Origin of the sequence: Synechococcus sp. UW106 (assembly GCF_900474015.1) — a bacterium.
Lineage (GTDB): Bacteria > Cyanobacteriota > Cyanobacteriia > PCC-6307 > Cyanobiaceae > Parasynechococcus.
In genome coordinates, this window is sequence record NZ_UCNV01000004.1 from 20,051 (window position 1) to 39,506 (window position 19,456).

The window sequence follows — 19,456 nt, forward strand, 5'->3', positions numbered from 1 at the left end:
GGTCTCAGAGGGGGATGAGCCCCAGTCCGTTATGAACTCTCGGGGTGCTGCCACGACCGTTCATCACGGTTTGACCTGCCACCACGAGAGTTGTCGAACTGCCGCCATCCATATTCAACGCATCACGTAGGCCCAGTTGTTGGGCTGCCAGTGCTGTTTCCACAAGCGTGGGATCACTGCCAGAGGCACCACGCAGGGTCATTAGCCATTGACCGCTCTGCCCTTGGGCCACCACGGTCCGCGGTGCCGCCAAGCTCATGAAGCCGGGACTAAAGCCTTCTTGGCGTCCATTCAGAACCACCCGCCCGTTCTGCATCAGGAGTGGACCGCCGCCCAGCACATTCGGCTGTTGGGCGAGGGATGAGCTCGCCCGTGATCTCACCAGGATCCGGTCGCCAGGTCGCGCCGGTAGTGGGGTGCGCCCGCGAGCCACCACCAACTCAGCGTCCTGTGGGATGGAAATCCCGCGCTGCAGGTTGGTTTGCTCGAACGTTGCCTCGACGCGGCCACCGCGAATCAAGAGTGCTTCCTCTTCACCGCTCAAGGCTCGGTAGCGGGGGCCCCAGGCCGGTGTGTAAAGGCTCAGTCCTTTTTGGACGTAGCCGCTGTTGATCGCTTTGATCCCCCAGCGCCGACCGTTGTTCACCTGCAACGTCTGGTCCAGGCGAAGTCGGCCGAACTGCAGATCTCCTGACGATCCCCAAGCGATGACGCCGCGGTTCAAAATCGGTCCCGATAGCCAGACCCCCTGGCGCCGCAGGGCTCCCAGGGGGAGTTGATTGATCCGGTTGAAAAACCCTCCGTTCACTGCGACCAGCGCCCCTGCGGGTTGGGAGAGCTGCGGAAGAAACCGCAGGCCCTGTTGTTGTTCGGTCTTGGCCAGGGGCTGCAGGGTGATCCCGAGGCCGCTCAGGTCACCGCCAGCACGAAACACCTGGATGGGTTTCACCCCCACCTTGATCGTGCGTTTCTCCAGCACAAAGCCCCGCCTAAGCAACGCGGCAACAGTTGGATTGTTTAAGGGCAGGCGTGCGCTTGGGGGTTGGCGGCGGCCGCCGACCCGCACACCGTCCAGCACCAATCGCCAGGGAGACGACAGGCTCAAGCTCCGTAGCTTTGTGGCTTGTCCCTGCAGCACAAGGCCGCCGTCGCGACGCTGCTGAGGAGCGAGCCCCCACGCTTTGAGCTGACGTTTCTGTGACGGCGAGACCTTGAGCTCCAGCAACAGGTCACCGTTCAGCTGCTGCACCAAGGCGGGTCCGTTCAGATCAAGCACCAAACGATCTGCTGTTGAACCCTTGCCGCGGCGGAGGTTGTTCACGGTTGGGGTGGGCAGCCGAAGCGTCAGGCTGCTTCCATTCACTTGGGTGGTAACACCGATCTCGGTTAGCCAGTCGCTCACTTCGAGACCGACTTCATCCCCGAGCGAACGGGTCTCGATCGAAGCTAGGGGGACGGTTCGACCGAACCATTCCAGTGCCTCTCCGTCGATGCGAGCCACGCGCCTGAAACCCAGCCTGGATTCCAGGAGCTCCAAGGGCAGCCAGAGTTCCTCTGTTGCTGTCTTTCTGCCCCTCCAAAGCCAAACCGCTTTGCTGCGCTCTAGGCCGATAAGGACTTCATCACCACTTTGCTTCGGCACAAAGCGCAGCTCTGGAGGTGGCGCGGGCGGTGGCGCGGAAAGTGGGGCAAAGGCCAGCATGAAATGCCTTGGCGGAGAGGCGCCTGCCTAGGATCGTCCCTCGAGATGGTTTCTGCAGAGCTCGAAGCTGCAGGCCCATGCGACCGTCCGGTTGAGTTCCCTATGATTGAATCCATCCGTTCCGCTGTCTGGCCTTACTGCGACAGCCCTGCGCCCGAGGTTGTTGCGGGTGAGAAGGATGCTTGTGGCGTTGGCTTTTTGGCCCAGCTCCAAGGGCAGGCCAGCCATTGGGTGTTGGAGCAGGCCCTGCGTGGTTTGGGATGCATGGAGCACCGAGGCGGTTGTGGGGGAGATGGCGACTCCGGCGATGGCGCAGGGGTGTTGTGTCAAATCCCCTGGACGTACCTAAAAGCTGTCTGGCCTGAGGCGGGTGCAGCGCGGGGCCTCGGGATGATGTTCATGCCGACCGATGCCACCCGTCGTGCCGAGGTCCGAGGCCTCTGTGATGACGAGGCCAAGGCGCTCGGCTTGCAACCGCTTGGTTGGCGACTTGTTCCTGTGGACTCTGCGGTGCTCGGCCCCCTGGCCCGCGCCACGGCTCCCGTTATTGAGCAGTGGGTGCTCAACGGCGATGCGGACGATGCAGGGTTTGATGGGCAGCTTCTTCGCTTGCGGCGGCGGATTGGCGCCCGTGTGCGGGCTGCCCTTGGCGCCGAGGTGGCCCAGGACGTTTATGTCGCTTCCCTAAGCAGCCGGACGGTTGTCTACAAGGGCATGGTCCGATCCGAGGTTCTGGCCCAGTACTACGCAGATCTGCAGGATCCGCGTTTTGAGGTGAGTTTTGCGGTCTATCACCGTCGCTTCAGCACGAACACCTTGCCCCGTTGGCCTCTGGCGCAGCCGATGCGGCTTTTAGGTCATAACGGTGAGATCAATACGCTGCTGGGAAATCTCAACTGGGCCAAGGCGTCAGAAGCCAGCCTCGAGAACGTTTGGGGAGAGGCGGCAGACGACCTGATCCCAGTGGTAAATCCTGCGTTCAGTGATTCCGCCAACCTTGACGCAACCCTGGAGCTGATGGTGCGCAGTGGGCGGTCGATCACCGACAGCCTGATCACGCTGGTCCCCGAAGCCTTCCGCAATCAGCCCGACCTCGACAGCCGTCCCGATGTGACGGCGATGTATGAATTCAATGCGGGAATTCAGGAGCCATGGGATGGCCCAGCCCTGCTGGTCTTTGCTGACGGCAAGCGGGTGGGTGCCACGCTCGACCGCAATGGGTTGCGCCCGGCGCGTTGGTGCACCACCGAAGACGGCTTCGTGATCATGGGATCCGAGACCGGCGTGGTGGATCTCAGTGGCAAGACGATTGTTCAGAAAGGACGCCTTGGCCCTGGCCAAATGGTGGCCGTTGATCTTGAACGCGGGGAGTTGCTCGACAACTGGTCGGTCAAGGAAGATGCGGCACGGCGCTTCCCCTATGCCGATTGGCTGCAGCAGCATCGCCGCAGCGTGGCACCGCAGCCATGGACCCAGGACCGGAAGGTGGGTGAACTCGATCTGCTGCGGCTGCAGACCGCGATGGGCTTCACCGCTGAAGACTTTGATCTGATCATCGAAGACATGGCCGCCCTCGGGAAGGAGCCGACCTATTGCATGGGGGATGACATCCCTCTGGCGGTGCTTTCTGACAAGCCCCACCTGCTTTACGACTACTTCAAGCAGCGCTTCGCCCAAGTCACCAACCCTCCGATCGATCCTCTGAGGGAAAAGCTCGTGATGAGTCTGGAGATGCATCTGGGTGAACGCCGTCCCGCTCTGAAGCCTCAGCCGGAAGCGGCTTCCGTGATCCATCTGGAGACTCCCGTTCTGAATGAGGCAGAACTGGCGGCGATCAGTCGCCAGGGCTTGCCCGTCAAGACCGTGTCCACCCAGGTGGCGGTGGAGTCCTGCGCTGGAGGTCTGCAACAAGCCATTGAGGCGCTGTGCAGCATTGCGGAACAGGCGGTGCGGGACGGTGCTCAGGTGCTGGTGCTCTCCGATCGTGTTGACAGCACGGGGGCGGCGGCGCAGCTGTCGCCCATGACGGTGGCAATGCCGGCTTTGCTGGCTGTCGGCGCCGTTCATCACCACTTACTTCGTCAGAAGCTCCGGCTGCAGTGCTCTCTGGTCGTGGATACCGCGCAGTGCTGGAGCACCCATCACATGGCGTGCTTGATCGGCTATGGCGCTAGTGCCGTCTGCCCTTGGCTCACCTGGGAGACCACCCGACACTGGCTGGACCACCCCAAAACCAAGAAGCGGATCGAACAGGGCAAGTTGCCAGCCCTGGATGCCGATCAGGCTCAGGCCAACGTGCGCGAATCGCTGGAGAACGGTCTCCGGAAGATCCTCTCCAAAATTGGAATCTCGTTGCTGGCCAGCTATCACGGCGCCCAGATCTTTGAAGCGATTGGACTAGGTGCGGATGTGGTGGAGACCGCCTTCACCGGGACAACGAGCCGTGTTGCAGGCATGACGCTCTCCGAGTTGGCGAATGAAACGCTCTCGATGCATGCCAAGGCCTTCCCCGAGCTCAACCGCAGCAAGCTCGAGTTCATGGGCTTTGTTCAGTACCGCAGTGGTGCTGAATACCACCGCAATAACCCTGAGCTTTCCAAGGCGCTGCACAAGGCAGTGGCCCAGGGTCCTGCTTATGACCACTTCTCCACCTACCAGGCGCTCTTGGAGAACCGCCCGGTGATGGCCCTGCGGGACCTGTTGGAGTTCAAGCTGGCGCCCACCCCGGTGCCACTCGACCAGGTGGAGAGTGTGGAGAGCATCTGCACCCGCTTCTGTACGGGGGGGATGAGCCTTGGTGCGCTGTCCCGGGAAGCCCATGAAGTGCTGGCCGTGGCGATGAATCGCATTGGTGGCAAGAGCAACAGCGGTGAAGGTGGTGAAGACCCCGCACGCTTCCAGATCCTCAAGGATGTGGATGGGGATGGACGCTCCGCCGCATTCCCCAGCATCGGCGGGCTTCGCAATGGCGACACCGCTTGCTCGGCGATCAAGCAGGTTGCTTCAGGGCGTTTCGGTGTGACGGCTGAATACCTGCGCAGTGGCAAACAACTCGAGATCAAGGTGGCCCAGGGGGCCAAGCCTGGTGAAGGGGGGCAACTGCCTGGGCCGAAGGTCGACAAGTACATCGCCTGGCTGCGCAACAGCAAGCCAGGAGTGGCCTTGATTTCGCCGCCGCCACACCACGACATCTATTCCATTGAGGACCTGGCGCAGTTGATTCATGACCTGCACCAGGTGCATCCTGCTGCTCCCGTGAGCGTGAAGCTGGTGGCCGAGATTGGCATTGGCACCATCGCTGCGGGCGTGGCCAAGGCCAACGCGGATGTGATCCAGATCTCTGGTCACGACGGGGGCACGGGCGCATCTCCCCTGAGTTCGATTAAGCACGCAGGCAGTCCATGGGAACTGGGCCTGACCGAGGTGCATCGCTCTCTGGTGGAAAACGGTCTGCGCGATCGGGTCCTGCTGCGTGCTGATGGAGGTCTGAAAACCGGCTGGGACGTCATGATCGCTGCCCTGCTCGGCGCGGAAGAGTACGGGTTCGGGTCGATCGCCATGATTGCTGAGGGCTGCGTCATGGCTCGTGTCTGCCACACCAACAATTGCCCTGTCGGGGTCGCCACGCAGAAGGAGAACCTGCGCAAGCGTTTCACCGGCATCCCTGAGCACGTTGTCAATTTCTTTTGGTACGTCGCTGAGGAAGTGCGTCAGCTGATGAGCCTGCTCGGCGTCAGCCGCCTTGAGGAGCTGATCGGTCGCACCGATCTGCTCCAGGCCCGCTCGGTTGATCTGGCCAAGACCAAGGGTGTGGATCTCTCCAGCCTGCTGGCTCCGATCAGCGGCGCCGTAGATCGCTCCTGGCTGCGCCACAGCGACGAGGCCCATGGCAATGGACCGATCCTTGAGGATCAGCTCCTGGCTGACGCTGAGCTGATGGCTGCTCTGGAGAACCACGGTTCCCTCAGCCGCAGCATGGAGATCATCAACACCGATCGCAGCGTTTGTGCCCGTCTGGCCGGTGAAATCGCCCAGCGCCATGGCAACCGCGGCTTCAAGGGACAGCTCGATCTCACCTTCCGGGGTGCCGCAGGCCAGAGCTTCGGGGCCTTCCTGGTGCAGGGCATGCAGGTTCGTCTTGAAGGCGAGGCCAACGACTACGTGGGCAAGGGCATGAACAGTGGTTGCATCACCCTGGTGCCATCAGACGGTTGTGCATCTCCTGGTGACCAGGTGATCCTCGGCAACACCTGTCTCTACGGGGCCACTGGCGGTGAGTTGTTTGCCCATGGCAGGGCTGGTGAGCGCTTCGGTGTTCGCAACAGCGGTGCCCGCACGGTTGTGGAGGGAGCTGGTGACCACTGCTGTGAGTACATGACCGGTGGTGTCGTCGTCGTTCTCGGCAGCACCGGTCGCAATGTCGGCGCTGGCATGACCGGTGGTGTGACCTTCCTGCTGGATGAGGAGGGCCGTGTCGCGCCTCGGGTGAACCCGGAGATTGTTGACGTCTGCACCATCACCACCGATGAGCAGGAGTCGCTGCTGAAGGGGCTGCTGGAACGGCATGTGGCGCTCACGGGAAGCGAGAAGGCTGCTGCTCTGTTGGCCGACTGGTCTGCGGCGAAGGGTCGCTTCAAGGTGTTGGTCCCCCCAAGTGAGCGGGAGGCGATGGGATTGGCCGACAAGCAGGCTGTGGCGGCCTAGCGCCGTCGCCAGCCCGTGGCTTGGTTTGTCATAACTAAATACCCTGGTTTCAGTCAAAATTATTCGGGATAGCTCGGCAATTTAATTGACAGAGAATTTGACCAGAAGAGCCGTCAGGCAGCAAGACTTAGCAGATTTATCAATACCATTCGCTTCAAGAAATTATGCTTCCATGGATGGAATTAGTAAATCACATGGATGGATCGCTTAGGTCCTGTGGCGAAGCTCCCATTTAAATTTTGCATATGCTAATGTTTAAGGAAAAATGTAGTGCAGATGAAAAAACTAATAGTCCACATAGGTCTCCCCAAGACAGGAACAAGCTCCCTTAGGGATTTTTTTCGCTTAAATGCTCATTATTTAAATGAAAAAAAAATATTTCTCCCCTTGCTAGATAATATACAGCTTAAGGATGCATTTCTTCAAGACGCGGCTCTTTCTAAGCGCTCTTTTCGGCCTTCGCACTATTCTAGCTGGGAGGACAAGGTTTCAGCAAGTAAAAATAATTATGAAAGGCTTGTTGACTTTGCTGAAAATTTAAACGACGACGATATTTTGATTCTTTCCTCAGAGTTCTTTGCTGGGAAAAAAACAGATATTCCAAAGCTAAAAAAATACGCGGATGATTTTTTTGATGATGTCCGTGTTATTGTTTATTTGCGTGAGCAAGGTTCGTGGGCTGTATCTTCAGCTTCTACTCGTGCTCTAAATGGGAAGGGAATTTCGCTTTTAAGGCCTGGTGAAATGGCCCACATGGACTATAAATATTTACTTTCGAAATGGTCTGCAAGCTTCAGCAAAGAGCAGTTGATTGTTCGCAGATATGGGAAAAATTATTTAAAAAATCAAGATACCATTGCTGATTTTATTGACTCATTAGATTTACCCCTTGAATGCAAAAAAATTAAAAGGCAATCAGATGCAAGAGTCTCCGAGTCAGCAACAGCAATAAAATATTTGTTTTGTTTGAATTATCTATTGCGTCAAGGTGATATCGAGCTTGATGAGCCCAAGCGTAGAAAGTATGCAAGACAAATTTGCGAACTAAATCGGGATGGTTCTGTTCTGACTCTTTCAAGGGAGCTTGCCGATAGTTATAGAGCCTTTTATTCCAGTAGTAATGAGTGGGTTGTTCGAAATTTTTGCAATGATGAATTGTCGGAATTATTTCATCCATTCAAAGTCAAAAGTTCAAATTCTAATAAAGTATTGGATGAAAATAATCTCTTGGTAGACCTAGAAATGATCAACCAAGTGTTGTCATACTTAAAAAGCCTTAATTGATTTGGTTTAGGCCAAAATTTTGAATTTATTTTTCAAGAGCCTTGTTGGTATTCTTGCTGGGTACATTTACCTAAATTAATAGGACGATTGGGCATTATTTGCATCAATTTTATTTTAGATTATAGTATATGTAGAAATTTCAAATCCTATTGCCTTGGTTCGTTAAGAGCGAAGTTTTTACCGCCGTCGCTGCCTCTCTGCCTGTGGAGCAGCGGCGAATCTTTATCCGAGCTCATCGTGAATGGGTAGATCAGGAAAAAGATAAGGGTCGAACAATCCACAGTGGATTTTTAGTTGATGAAAATAGGCTCCCAGGTGGAGGTGGCTTGCTTATTTTTGCGGCCAACAATTTTCAGGAGGCTCTTAATTGGGTTCAAAATGATCCAATGATTAGACAAGGTTTAGTCGTCTGGTCGCTCAGTGAATGGATCGTTGATTGCGAGGAGCCTTTGATTGTGAGGTCGGAGGATTTAAATAAGTGTAAGTAAGAATTAACAGACTTCGAACCAAATACTTGCTCCACCAACTCCATTAGGTGTATCCATTAATTGATCCTTGAATTCTGATCTCGCCAAAAAGTGATTGGCTAATATAGGCTTTAGCTTTCCTTGCGAAACCAGAATTTGGACAAAGTAGTCTTCATACCAATATAATCTGTGCTTTACAAGTTGTTGCCTAGGTCTTCCATAAGGTAAGTATAAATCATGAATATGAACTGTAAGTCCTTTTGGCAATAGTGGGAATAATATGCAGTAAATGAATACCACATCGTTTCCAGTTTTTACTGAATGACTTGAGTCGATAAATAGTATATCTCCCTTGCTAAGTGTCTTCGAAAGTTGGCGAGGGTCAAAATTTTGAATTATTTCTTCTCGAAAGTCAATATTTAAATGATGTAAGTCTGCTCTTGGGGATGGGTCAATGCACTGCAATGTTGATCCGGTGATCTGTGCTGCATTGGCGGCGACTCGAGAACTCCATCCGGAACCTATTTCGAGAATAACTTTAGGCTGGATTTTTTGTATTAATCCCCAATAATGCAATGCGTCACTACGATCAAACTGCCCATTATTCCACTCAAACCCCGTAGAACTGCAGAAATTTGCTAAGTCTTGGAGAGCAAATTTGTTATTTAGGAGACTAAGAAGCTTAAGTTGTTCAGAAATGTTATACAGCTCGCTTGAAAAGACCGGCAGAGATGCACCATCTCTATCGTATTCAAATGATTGATTGATATCTTCTATAGTTGGAGAGCTTGAGTAGAAATTGGCTTTTCGTAATGTCACGCCATTGTCCTTTTCTAAAAAACTTCGTATGTCTTCGTCGCACCACGCATACTTGAGTGCAAGGCGTTTAAGTTCTTTTATTTCTTTCCAGTTGATTTTGTCCAAAATCTTTATTATTGCATACAAATATTCTATCACTAAGCGTCTTGAAGTTGTTGGTTTTCGTTCGGATGTATTTTCTTCCGGGGTACCGCAGGCCAGAGCTTCGGGGCCTTCCTGATTAAGTCAATAAATTTTCAGCCTGATAAATTTAACTTGGCAAATATGTAGGTTGATATTTTCAAATTGTCAGTACAGCGATTTTGAAAAGCATTTCTAAAAGAGCAAGTGAGAATACTTCCCATTCAGAATATTATCGCTAAGTTTTTGATTAATAGATATATTGTGGTTTTTGGAGAGATAATTGATTAAATCATCTTTTATATTGCTTGTCGGCAGGGCAGGATATTTGTCGAAGCATTTGAGAGTTATTTTTCCTAAATTTGAGATTAGTGAATGGTTGTAATCTGATCTTTCTCTTATTTTTATCGCTAATTCACTATTGATTTTGAAAGGCATATTCCACTCCGATTTTACAGTACATAAAGAGGAGAGTGTTCTATAGTCAAACAACTGTTTACCCTTGAAATTAAATAGCAATTTTAAAAAGAATAAATCGCCACCCAAGGATGGATTCATTCTGAAAGAGGCAAGTCTTAGATTAATTTCTGCGATGTTTAAAAAATCGGATATTATATCGTTGTCTAAAAGAGAATTTGAAGAAAACCATTTCATCTTGAAATCACCTATGGAACTCCAATTGCCGATAAATTTTTCCATGCTTCGAAATCTCTTGTTATAGTCGAGGAAATTTATATAATTTGAATTGGCATGTATAAATTGTCTGTAACTTGACACTGCATAGTCAAGATGTTCTCTAAAATAACAAATTATTAATATCGAATGTGGATTGAGCTCTGCTAAAAATTCGCGGACATAAGCAAAATTAGAAATTTGTTGAAAAGCTTCACTCGAAAGTAAAATCGTTTCTTCACTGTTCGTTGCTTCGTTTGATATTTCATTAACAATTGCCTTTATATCAGGTCTATGGCTGAATTTAGGATTCAATATTTTAGCTAGCCGATGATGTGCTATGCCAGCAGCACTACCGTTGCGTCCGAATAGTGGATATAAAATGCCAATTGAAGACAACAGGGATGTATTAGAAGAAAGTGACTTCTGTACAGAACTTGTACCTGATTTATGTCTTCCAATATGAATGATTAATTTCTTGACGTGCATCAAAGAATTAATAAATTACGAGGGAGATTTCTTTTTTGAAATAATGATGGCGCGCCTGAATTTGTCGGATCCTTGCAATTGCTCTCGATGAAAAATTTTAATAAAAGGATTGTTGAGATCAATTTTTTTATCAACTGACTCGGCAATAAGCTTTAGTAAACTGTCGGTTACAAGCCTTACTTCTTTACGATTAAGATTTACTTCTTTGGAAACTTGCTCGATTAATTCTATGTAATTCATAAATTCAGTGTTTCTATTACTATAGGTATTATTATGCGTTTGGTCAACCCCCCAATCTCATCAAGGCTGATGGTTGGTACGCGGCGTGGGGGCATGGAGTCACTAATGAATGAACCCTATTTTAGTGAAGTTAGGCGGTATAGATGAAAACAATTTGGATTACTGGGGAGAACATCTATCTCTTCTCAAACTAGTTCGTTATTTGTTCAAAGAGTATAGTGAGTTGGAATTCCCCAAAAGCTACTTCGCACCCACTTACATCAAATAGCTTCTTTAAGTGCTTTTGTCATTACTCTCTGTGACTGGCTCTATATTTGAGTAATTTTAATTATGATTCAAGCGGTCCAGGTGAAAGGCAAAGGCATGCCATAGCTAATAGTTTCTGCTCGCTCTAATCACATTTATTTCTTTGTTGGATAAGTTTGTCATTTATAGTTCATTGCGCGGTAGCTATCTTCGAATAGTTCCGCCAAGTGGTGCGGATAGGGTTCATCCATTTTTTTACGCTGATTTAAAAAAAGTGCTAAGTCGTTTCATTGGTTGCAATCTATATGAAATATTTTGGCTGATTTACAAAAATTCTGCGAAATTGTCATACTCTCTCGCTTGTAATTAATCGAATTATGCAGCTAATTTGCTGTTAGTTTTTGCGCAATGAATTTTGCTTGAATGAAAACATTGTGCTGCCTTTGAAGCCTGGTATGTCGCTTACTCTTTGAAATCAATTTTTAGATTAATCGCCAAACTCACTAGGCAGCGCCTTGCTCTGCATGATTTCTAATCCTTCAAGCCACAATTTACGGTCATCCTTATTGCATTCATGAAGCAGCTGAGTGAGGGCTGGTCCTAATTCGACATCGGCTTTTGTTGATTGATTTGCATGTGTTGTTTGGATTTTGAAGTCTGGATAGTATTTATTTATCTCTCGCTTTAGTAGTTCCAATGTTGTTTCAAATCTTTCCACGATTCCAACTACAGTTAAATCATCTAGGGCTTCAATTGCACGTTGAACTTTGGGTTGACTGCCCGGTCGCAGCGTTGCTAGGCGTTCAACCTGAAAGTTGCGGCACTGTGCATCGCCCTGCTTTTGCAGTCGTGCCACCACATATTCTTCAAAGGTGGTTTGTTTGGCGAGTTGAGCACCCCATGTGTCTGCATTTTGATTGCGTTCGAACTTGTATGCAGAAGTGATCCTTTGAACCGGTTCACGAAGTATCATGATTGATACTATTATGACATCCGCTATTTTCGGGATTGGGCCTGTCATTGTATGGCTTGAAAATGCTATGGCATCTGGATTAGATAGGATCCAGTCAGAAATCTGATTAGTATTGTTGGATCCGGCAAATTCTCGTGTAACCCACTTGTCTCCAAAATTGTCTTTTAATATTTTATCTATAGATGTTCCAGCATTCTTGAACAAGTGGTAGTGCAGAATGATGGTTCTCATGATTTTTAAGTCAGCGAAGAGTAAATCCCAACCGATTCAAAGATCGTTCTCATGTCTTCGCGTCCTGATTCAAATGAGAAATTAGTTCCCACGAATTCTAAGGCCCTTGTCGCCATTTTCACCCTGAGGCCCTCGCTAGCCATCAATTGATCAATGGCATGCTTCCACTCGTCCACCGTATCGGCAATCATGCACTCCTGCCCATGACGCAATCCAGTGCCCTCTGCGGCAACCGGGGAGATCACCATGGGAATACCATGTGCTGCAGCACTGAGGACTTTGCCCTTGATGCCTGCACCACTGATCAGAGGGGCAACAAAGATCTGATGGGTATCAAAAGCATCATCGATTTGCTCCACAAAGCCAATTGGATTGACATTGTCTGCATTTAAATCTTCCTTGTCTTCATCAGTCATTCCACTCCCATAAATATTTAAAACGACACTTTCATCCAAAAAGGGCATGATATCGTTAACAAACCACTCAATCCCTTCTTTGTTGGGAGGGTGTTTGAAGCTGCCCAAGAAAGACAAGCCATGGCGTTTCGCTGTTGTATCGAGGTTGCGTTTAGGCATGTCAACAACCCATGGGCACTTCAGTGGTTGAATATTGCCCTCTGAATGGCTGAAAATAACACTGTGTTCAACTTCGTTGTAACTGATGACGGCATCAGCTCGCCGCATGATGGCCATTTCATCCTGTTGGGTTTGTTTGGATTTTTCTAAAAGTTCTGGGCTGTTGCTTTTTACAGCTGATCTTAATTCTCGTAGAAAATGAAGGTCTGCGTTGCATAGGATTATTTTGGCGTCGCTGCAAAAGGCCTTGATATTGTCAATCCATTTGGAAAGAACGTTATATCGGGTGACGTAAACCGCGTCAAACTCTTTTCCGCGTTCAGAAAGAAAATCTGGTAGTGAAAGATAAAATGGGGATGTGATAACTTCCACACCATTTTTTTCCAACAGGCTTTTGAATTGGCCTAAATCAGCAAGGTTGGCTGGTAAAAACGTCACCTTGAATCCTAGAGATTGAACCAACTTGATTTCCTGCAATGCTGCGTGTGACCCAGCATCGCGATCGCCTCGGGGAAGTTGGTAATCGATGAACAAAATTCTTCCCACAATCCCTCTGTCTTTTTCAAGATCAGGTTCTTTGCCTGCTACGCCATGGCTGGAAAATGATGCTGCCCAACGCTTTTTGAATTTGGGACGATTGACTTCTTGGTATTTTTTGAAGCCTTGGCTCGTATCAGTTCCACTAGTAACTCCCTCAAAGTGATAAATAATTGACTGTGGTATGAAATATGTTTTATATCCTGCTTCCCTTACTTTGAAAGAGAAATCTGTATCTTCAAAGTACATTGGTTTTAAGTACTCTGATAACCCTCCAACTTCATCCCAGATTTTTTTCGTTGTCATCAGTGCAGCGCCCGATAAATAATCGGCTTGTCTCGCATAGCTGAATCTTGGATCCCAAGGATTTTGCCCATGTCCATAATTCCAGGGATCACCAGAACCCCAGATGATTCCACCTGCATCTTGCAGCCGCCCATCTGGATATAACAACCGAGAACCGACCAATCCAACATTGTCAAACCTCTCAAATCCTTCAATAAGAGAATCGAGCCAGCCGGAGGTGACCTCTGTATCGTTGTTCAAGAGAACAATGTATTCACCCTTAGCCGCTGCAACACCTTTATTGCATGCGCCTATGAATCTCAGAGGTACCTTGTTGTGGAGAACCGTGATCCCTTCGACAATTTTTTCCAGTTCTGTTGTTTCATCACTCGATCCATCGTCAACAACAATCACCTCAAAGTGAGAGTTGTTTTTGGCCAATAATAGTGAGCAGAGGCAATAATAAGTTGTGGTTACTTTGTTGTGAGCTGGTATAATCACCGATACCTTGATTTTTTGGCGATTTGTGAACGAAATTCGATCGAGCTTCAGGTTCTCGTAATTCAGTTCGAGATTCTTGATTGCGTTTTTCAGTGATAAAGGATCCGTGTCCGCAGGCTCGATCAGATTTTTCTTGATTGATTCGAGCCGATGTGCTTCTCTCATCGTGCAATCTCGAGGATATGATTTTTTCCCTTCCGATATTATTACGTCTTCTGGCGTCAAAGTACGAGGGGGAGTGATTTGGACTTGATCCAATATGGTGGATCCGGAGGCATCCGTGAGGCTCAGGATTTCTGGCTCTCCATTGTAGAAATTTGGTGGTATCTGTTCGAATTGTAGCTGCGAACTGGAGCGGATAGTTTTGGCAATGCGGTTGCCTACATACAGGCAATAAATTTGGTTGGTTTTCTCAAAATGTATTTCTACGGTGTGGTGAAAGTTTTGCGTGAAATGAGATTTGTCTTGAATAGCTGAAAACGATCGTTCTGTTTTTCCATTCGACCATTCAAGGATCAGATTGCTATCGCTACTGCCTTTGAATTTTTCAATATGTATTTTGTAGAGATCCAGCTTGTCTTTGCTTTCTGGCTTTCCCTCAAATCGTGCTATCTCCCTGGCGGATGTTGTTTTTGCTTCTTTGGATTTTAGTTTTAAGTCGTTGATGAAATAAAAGCAGTCTTCGGCTTTGGGGGTTGGGCATGTGGCGTTAATGACGCTTATGCGTATTTTCGTTTCTCCTGGATTCAAGTTGATGGGAACAGTGAAGTATTGGTAATCTTCTCTTCTCTTTCCTCCTGTTTTATTCCTATCAAAGTTCACCTTGAATGTCTTCTCTTCAATGGGGTGTTTTGTGAAAACTCGCAAGTGCCCTTCACCTCTGTGGTTAGCAAGGTACCCGCTCAGCATGAATTCTTCTGATTTTTCGAGGTTGACTTTGATGTCTTCGTGAATTAATACTTCTTTTTGTATTGATGGCTCGGTTAATTGGATGGCTGCTGTTGCGCTTCCCTCGATTGACCAGTCTGCCAAGTCAATATGTATGATCGTTGTATAGTCTTGGGCGTATGGTATTAGCGGGGTAAGATTTATGCTCTCGTCAATATCTTTTGAGTTGTTCAAGTTGTTGTAAATGCGCCTTGTTTCGTCTTTTGATGCGATTTTAGGAAGGAATATGATCGACTCTTCTTTGTCTTTTTTGACGCCTATGAGAAATGGTATGTTTTGGTTTTGTTTGCTTTGCTTTTCTACGTAGAGAGTATTGCCGACCAAGCACGTAAAAGTTTGCATTTTAATTTCTAGATATGGTCATTTTAGCGCATGGATTGCCCTCACCCACCCCTCCCCGCCTCATCTTGGATTGGATTTCATCAGCCGCTGCACTTCGCCAGCGTGATAGCTGCTGCGGGTGAGTGGTGTGCTGACCACTTGGAGGAAGCTCAGTTCCTCTTCGCCCACTGTTTTGTAGGTCTCGAATTGAGCCGGGGTTACAAAACGGTCGACGGCCAGGTGTTTTGGTCCAGGAGAGAGGTATTGACCGATGGTGACGATGTCGACCTTGTGTTTGCGTAGATCCCGGAGAGTCTCGATCACCTCTTCATCGGTTTCCCCGAGCCCCACCATTAGGCCTGACTTGCTGTAGGCCTTGGGCCATTGGTCTCGCACCCGTTGCAAGAGCTCGAGGGAGCGTTCATAGATGCCCTGGGGGCGCGCCAGGCGGTACATCCGCGGCACCGTTTCAATATTGTGGTTCAGCACGTGGGGGGCTGCGGCCATCACCGTTGCCAGGGCATCCCAGTTGCCGCAGAAGTCGGGAATCAGCAGCTCGATCGTGGTGAGCGGTGAGCGCTGCTTCACCTGTTCGATGCATGCCACGAACTGGGAGGCGCCGCCATCAGCGAGATCATCACGGTTCACGGAGGTGATCACCACGTGTTTCAGGCCCAGGCGGGCTACCGCTTCGCCGAGCCGTTGCGGCTCGGTTGGATCCAGCGCGCGCACGCTCTTGTCGAAGTCGATGTCGCAGTAGGGGCATGCGCGGGTGCAACCAGGCCCCATGATCAGAAACGTGGCTGTGCCGCCTGCAAAGCATTCTCCGATGTTGGGGCAGCTCGCTTCCTGGCAGACCGTGTTCAGGTTCAAGTCCAGCAACAGGTCGGCCACAGCGCCGATCCGTTCGCGCTGCGGAGCCTTAACACGCAACCACTCCGGCTTGAGCACGGCGAAGTCTCTTCAATCCATGACCCTAGTCCGTATGCCGATGTCCTTGCTGGGATCTCGAAACACCAATCTCCTAAGATTGAAGAGCCGGGATGTGGCGCAGTTTGGTAGCGCACTTCGTTCGGGACGAAGGGGCCGCAGGTTCGAATCCTGTCATCCCGATTGATGCATGACCTTTGCCCAAAACGAGCCTGTGCGGTGGAGTGAGGCAAAGCCCTGGGAGCATGCCTAGTTGAAGATCAGGATTGGGCTGTAAGACCTTCCTGCCCAGAGTGACCACCAACGGGCTGCACGGGCCTCAGCGATCCGACGCGCCTCCACGGCCATTCGGTACTGATGTTCCCGTTGCTCCCGCAGTTTGCGTTCCCGGGTTTCTCTTTTTTGGTCGTAGTTGGCTGCTCCTTCACGCTCCATTTGTTCCCTGGCGGCTGCCTTGAAGGCTTTGAGCTGCCTGAGCTGATTTACTCTTGCGCTGTAGACAGCCTCGATTTCATCCACGCCTTCAATGCCGCGGTTTTTGCTGAGAAAGGCATTGATCCGCGCGATCGTCAGGTCAGCAATCCGATCCGCTTCTTCGAACATCAGGTTGTCGTAAAGCTGTTCGGCCCGGTCCAGTTCCCTGCTGAAGAACTCCATTTGGCCGGCGGAATCCTTTGGAGGGAGCTGGGCAATAAGTGCAGAGCCGGGTTGCTCAACCGCCAGAGCGGGTTGACCTGAGCAAAGAAGCAACCCTGCAATCAGTAAGGGAAGACGCATGGTCAGTGGCCCTGTTCAGAAATCCAGCACATCCTTTGTCGCTTCCCGACGCCGCTGCTCCTTCGAGTCGTATTCAGCGATGCAGCTGTTCTTCAGATACAGAACACAGTTTAGATATTCGCTGATTTCGATCATCGCAGCTCGCACAGCTTTGGAGGCGGGCACTTTCTTGCTCGAGGACTGGCTGTCACTGAATCCGACCCCATACAGGCCCCCAGACGTTGACTTTGATTCTGATGTGGAGGTCGCTTTGCCTTCAATGGTTCGGACGTAAGCGATTTCACCGGTGGTGGTGTCCACGACGCGCACATCCACAGCGACATAAGCCGAGCTGGAGGATGACGACTTGCGCTGGCCGAAGCCCATGATGTTGAAGCCACCGCCACCACTTTTGGTTTCGGTGTTCTCGCGGTAATCGCTGACACTGCCCAGGATGTAGTACTTCGCACCGGTCATGATTCCCTTCTTGGGAGCGGTGGCTTGTCGGGTGATGCCCAACTCAGCTAGTTCCTGCTCGCCGAGCACTTTTTTCAGCCCTTGGCGTTCGACAACAGTGAAATGCCCGGTGCTTTTCAGCTCATTGGCGAGCATTCCTGTGAGTTTGCTGGAGACCGCAGGGCTCCACCACCAGGTTCCTGTGGCCGTGTTGGTGATCTCCTTCACCGCAACGGTGACAGGACCTGACGACATTCCTGAAATCTGAGCCAAGCCGGGTTGCACTGTTGCTCCCGAAACCATCAAGGCTGTGGCGGCGATCCAGGAGAGTTTCATAAACCCCAGGGTGTGACTTTCTAACGCGAAAGGTAGTCACAACCTGCAGAAAAAAACATTCATAGGTTCAAGCCAGTGGGTGTTTGACCTGCACCTCTTCTATTGGAGGCTCGCCCCGGGGTATCCCCGCGGCGTCACCATCCAGTCATCCTCGGCACGGCTGCTGCTGTTCCCGATCAAAACCAAGGTGAGCATGTCCACCGATTCAGGCTCTAAGCGTTCAAGGCAGGTGAGCTGATTTGATTCCTCAGCGCGGCCCAGCTGCCGCGCCAGCATCACCGGTGTGGTTGAAGGGCGGTGTTTCAGCAGGATGTTTTTGGCTTCCCCCAGCTGCCAATCCCTGCCCCTGGAGCGTGGGTTGTAAAGCGCAACGACAAAATCTCCCGCTGCAGCTGCTTCCAAGCGCTGCTTGATCACAGTCCAGGGCGTAAGGCGATCGCTGAGGCTCACGCTGCAGAAGTCATGCATCAGTGGCGCTCCCGCTCTGGCGGCGGCCAGCTGGAATGCTGAAATTCCAGGATGCACCGTGAAGCTGGGTCGGTCCTGCGCGGGTTGCTGAAGCAGCAGCTCCAGAGCTAATCCCGCCATTCCATAGATCCCGCTATCTCCAGAGGAGATGAGAGCAACCTTGGCGCCCTGTTGTGCCAAGCGGAGTGCTTCGGCACAGCGGTCCCATTCCCGGGTGAGCTGGCCGTCGAACCGAATTTGATCCGCCCTCCGCAGGGGCTCCAGCAGATCGAGGTAGAGGCTGTAGCCGACCCAGGCGCAGCATCGCGATAGGGCCGATTTGGCGTCTCCGCTGAGCAGGGATAGATCTCCGGGACCACTGCCGACGAGGTGCAGTTCTCCTCGGCCCGGTGCGTGGGGTAGTGGAGCTTCGGCAATGGCCACCGTGACCGCGCCCTGCTCTCCCGGCGCGGGATGGCTGATTTGCTTTGGCTGGATCAGAACACCTGTGTCGCCTGCCGCCAGCAACGCCGCTGCTTCTGACACTGAAGCTGTTCCCATTTCCCTGCGCACGACCTCGGAGGGGTTCGGCACGTCAATGGAGGCCAGCGTCTGCTCTGCAAAGGTTCGGAACGGCCATGCCCTGGTCTTGCTCAGCTGTTGCAGGGCTGGTTCATCGGATTTCCGCTCTGCGCTGGCGATGCCGGCGACAGCCTCCTTCGCCAGCCCGGCTGTTGCTAAAGCCTCGGCAATGGCCTTTTCGACCAGGGACAGACTCGTGTTGCGCTCGCAGCCGATGCCGATCCAGAGCGTTGCTGGATGCCATTGGCAATCACCCTGAAGGCGCGCTCCGATCACAAGGTCAGCGGCCTCTGACGCCACTTGTTCGAGCAAGTGCTGGCTTTCGGGGCATTGCCAGGCGGAACATCCACTGCTCTGGTGGATGCTGATGCTGAATCCCTGGGCTTGCCGCACCATCAGAGCGCGCCAACCCGCAACCGACCCCCTGCGTCTCCAGCCCCAGCCTTCACCAAAGGCATCCAGGGGGAGACGTCCTTGATGGGCGCAGGCGCCAGTGATCACGGCCTGCCCTCCCAGATCCATGGCGATCTCCCGCGCGCGTTGTTCAGCACCTGCGGAATGGCCTCCCAGCAGCGGGATGATGAAATTCCCTTTTGGGTCGAGAACCAGAACGGCCGGATCCTGCTCCTTGCTTTGGATCCGCGGTGCGATAAGGCGTGTCACCGCTCCCACGGCACCCACGATCAGCACGACGTTCTGCGCCGTCCAGTGCTCATCAAGAGCAGTATTGATGTCTTGGTCGGCCGACTTGATCCGGTCAATGTGGCCGCGCAGCAGCAGACGATCCAAGAGCGGCATGGCGCTTGGGGAGAGTCCTAGGCCCAGAGCGGGTACG

Annotated in this window: 12 protein-coding genes and 1 tRNA gene; 4 read left to right on the forward strand and 9 right to left on the reverse strand. The window is 51.3% G+C overall.

Translation table 11 applies throughout. The annotated features are described in order from the left end of the window. Positions 1-4: 4 nt before the first annotated feature. Entirely contained in the window at positions 5-1,702 is a 1,698-nt protein-coding gene (locus DXY30_RS03025; RefSeq protein WP_115093339.1) for a phosphodiester glycosidase family protein, read from the reverse strand. Between the two features lie 102 nt (positions 1,703-1,804). Here DXY30_RS03025 and gltB point away from each other — a divergent pair, with 102 nt between their 5' ends. From gltB to DXY30_RS03040, 3 genes are all read left to right on the forward strand, one after another. Then, on the forward strand, positions 1,805-6,406 hold the full coding sequence (gene gltB, locus DXY30_RS03030; RefSeq protein WP_115093340.1) for a glutamate synthase large subunit: 4,602 nt from the start codon (positions 1,805-1,807) through the stop codon (positions 6,404-6,406). 276 nt (positions 6,407-6,682) lie between these two features. Further along, positions 6,683-7,690 (forward strand): hypothetical protein, encoded by a 1,008-nt coding sequence (locus DXY30_RS03035; protein WP_115093341.1) that lies wholly within the window; start codon positions 6,683-6,685, stop codon positions 7,688-7,690. 203 nt (positions 7,691-7,893) lie between these two features. Then, entirely contained in the window at positions 7,894-8,178 is a 285-nt protein-coding gene (locus tag DXY30_RS03040; RefSeq protein WP_244281235.1) for a YciI family protein, read from the forward strand. Between the two features lie 3 nt (positions 8,179-8,181). Here the strand turns inward: DXY30_RS03040 and DXY30_RS03045 are convergent, their stop codons facing one another. The 5 genes from DXY30_RS03045 to lipA all read right to left on the reverse strand — a co-directional run bounded on the left by DXY30_RS03045 (position 8,182) and on the right by lipA (position 16,065). Continuing rightward, positions 8,182-9,081, reverse strand: a complete 900-nt coding sequence (locus DXY30_RS03045; RefSeq protein WP_170951113.1) for a class I SAM-dependent methyltransferase — start codon at positions 9,079-9,081, stop codon at positions 8,182-8,184. A gap of 210 nt (positions 9,082-9,291) precedes the next feature. Continuing rightward, entirely contained in the window at positions 9,292-10,257 is a 966-nt protein-coding gene (locus DXY30_RS13505; RefSeq protein ID WP_137006777.1) for a hypothetical protein, read from the reverse strand. A 973-nt stretch (positions 10,258-11,230) separates the two neighbouring features. Further along, on the reverse strand, positions 11,231-11,947 hold the full coding sequence (locus tag DXY30_RS03055; protein ID WP_115093345.1) for a sulfotransferase family 2 domain-containing protein: 717 nt from the start codon (positions 11,945-11,947) through the stop codon (positions 11,231-11,233). A 5-nt stretch (positions 11,948-11,952) separates the two neighbouring features. Continuing rightward, positions 11,953-15,135 (reverse strand): glycosyltransferase, encoded by a 3,183-nt coding sequence (locus tag DXY30_RS03060; protein ID WP_115093346.1) that lies wholly within the window; start codon positions 15,133-15,135, stop codon positions 11,953-11,955. 60 nt (positions 15,136-15,195) lie between these two features. Beyond that, positions 15,196-16,065 (reverse strand): lipoyl synthase, encoded by an 870-nt coding sequence (gene lipA / locus DXY30_RS03065; protein WP_115093347.1) that lies wholly within the window; start codon positions 16,063-16,065, stop codon positions 15,196-15,198. Positions 16,066-16,153: 88 nt separating this feature from the next. Between lipA and DXY30_RS03070 the strand changes: the two genes are divergently transcribed. Next, positions 16,154-16,227, forward strand: a tRNA-Pro gene (locus tag DXY30_RS03070). Between the two features lie 66 nt (positions 16,228-16,293). Here the strand turns inward: DXY30_RS03070 and DXY30_RS03075 are convergent. From DXY30_RS03075 to cobJ, 3 genes are all read right to left on the reverse strand, one after another. Further along, a complete protein-coding gene (locus tag DXY30_RS03075; protein WP_115093348.1) occupies positions 16,294-16,821 on the reverse strand; it encodes a hypothetical protein in 528 nt (175 codons plus the stop codon). 15 nt (positions 16,822-16,836) lie between these two features. Next, positions 16,837-17,592, reverse strand: a complete 756-nt coding sequence (locus DXY30_RS03080; protein WP_115093349.1) for a CsgG/HfaB family protein — start codon at positions 17,590-17,592, stop codon at positions 16,837-16,839. A gap of 99 nt (positions 17,593-17,691) precedes the next feature. After that, positions 17,692-19,419 (reverse strand): precorrin-3B C(17)-methyltransferase, encoded by a 1,728-nt coding sequence (cobJ, locus tag DXY30_RS03085; RefSeq protein WP_115093350.1) that lies wholly within the window; start codon positions 19,417-19,419, stop codon positions 17,692-17,694. Between the last annotated feature and the right edge of the window lie 37 nt (positions 19,420-19,456).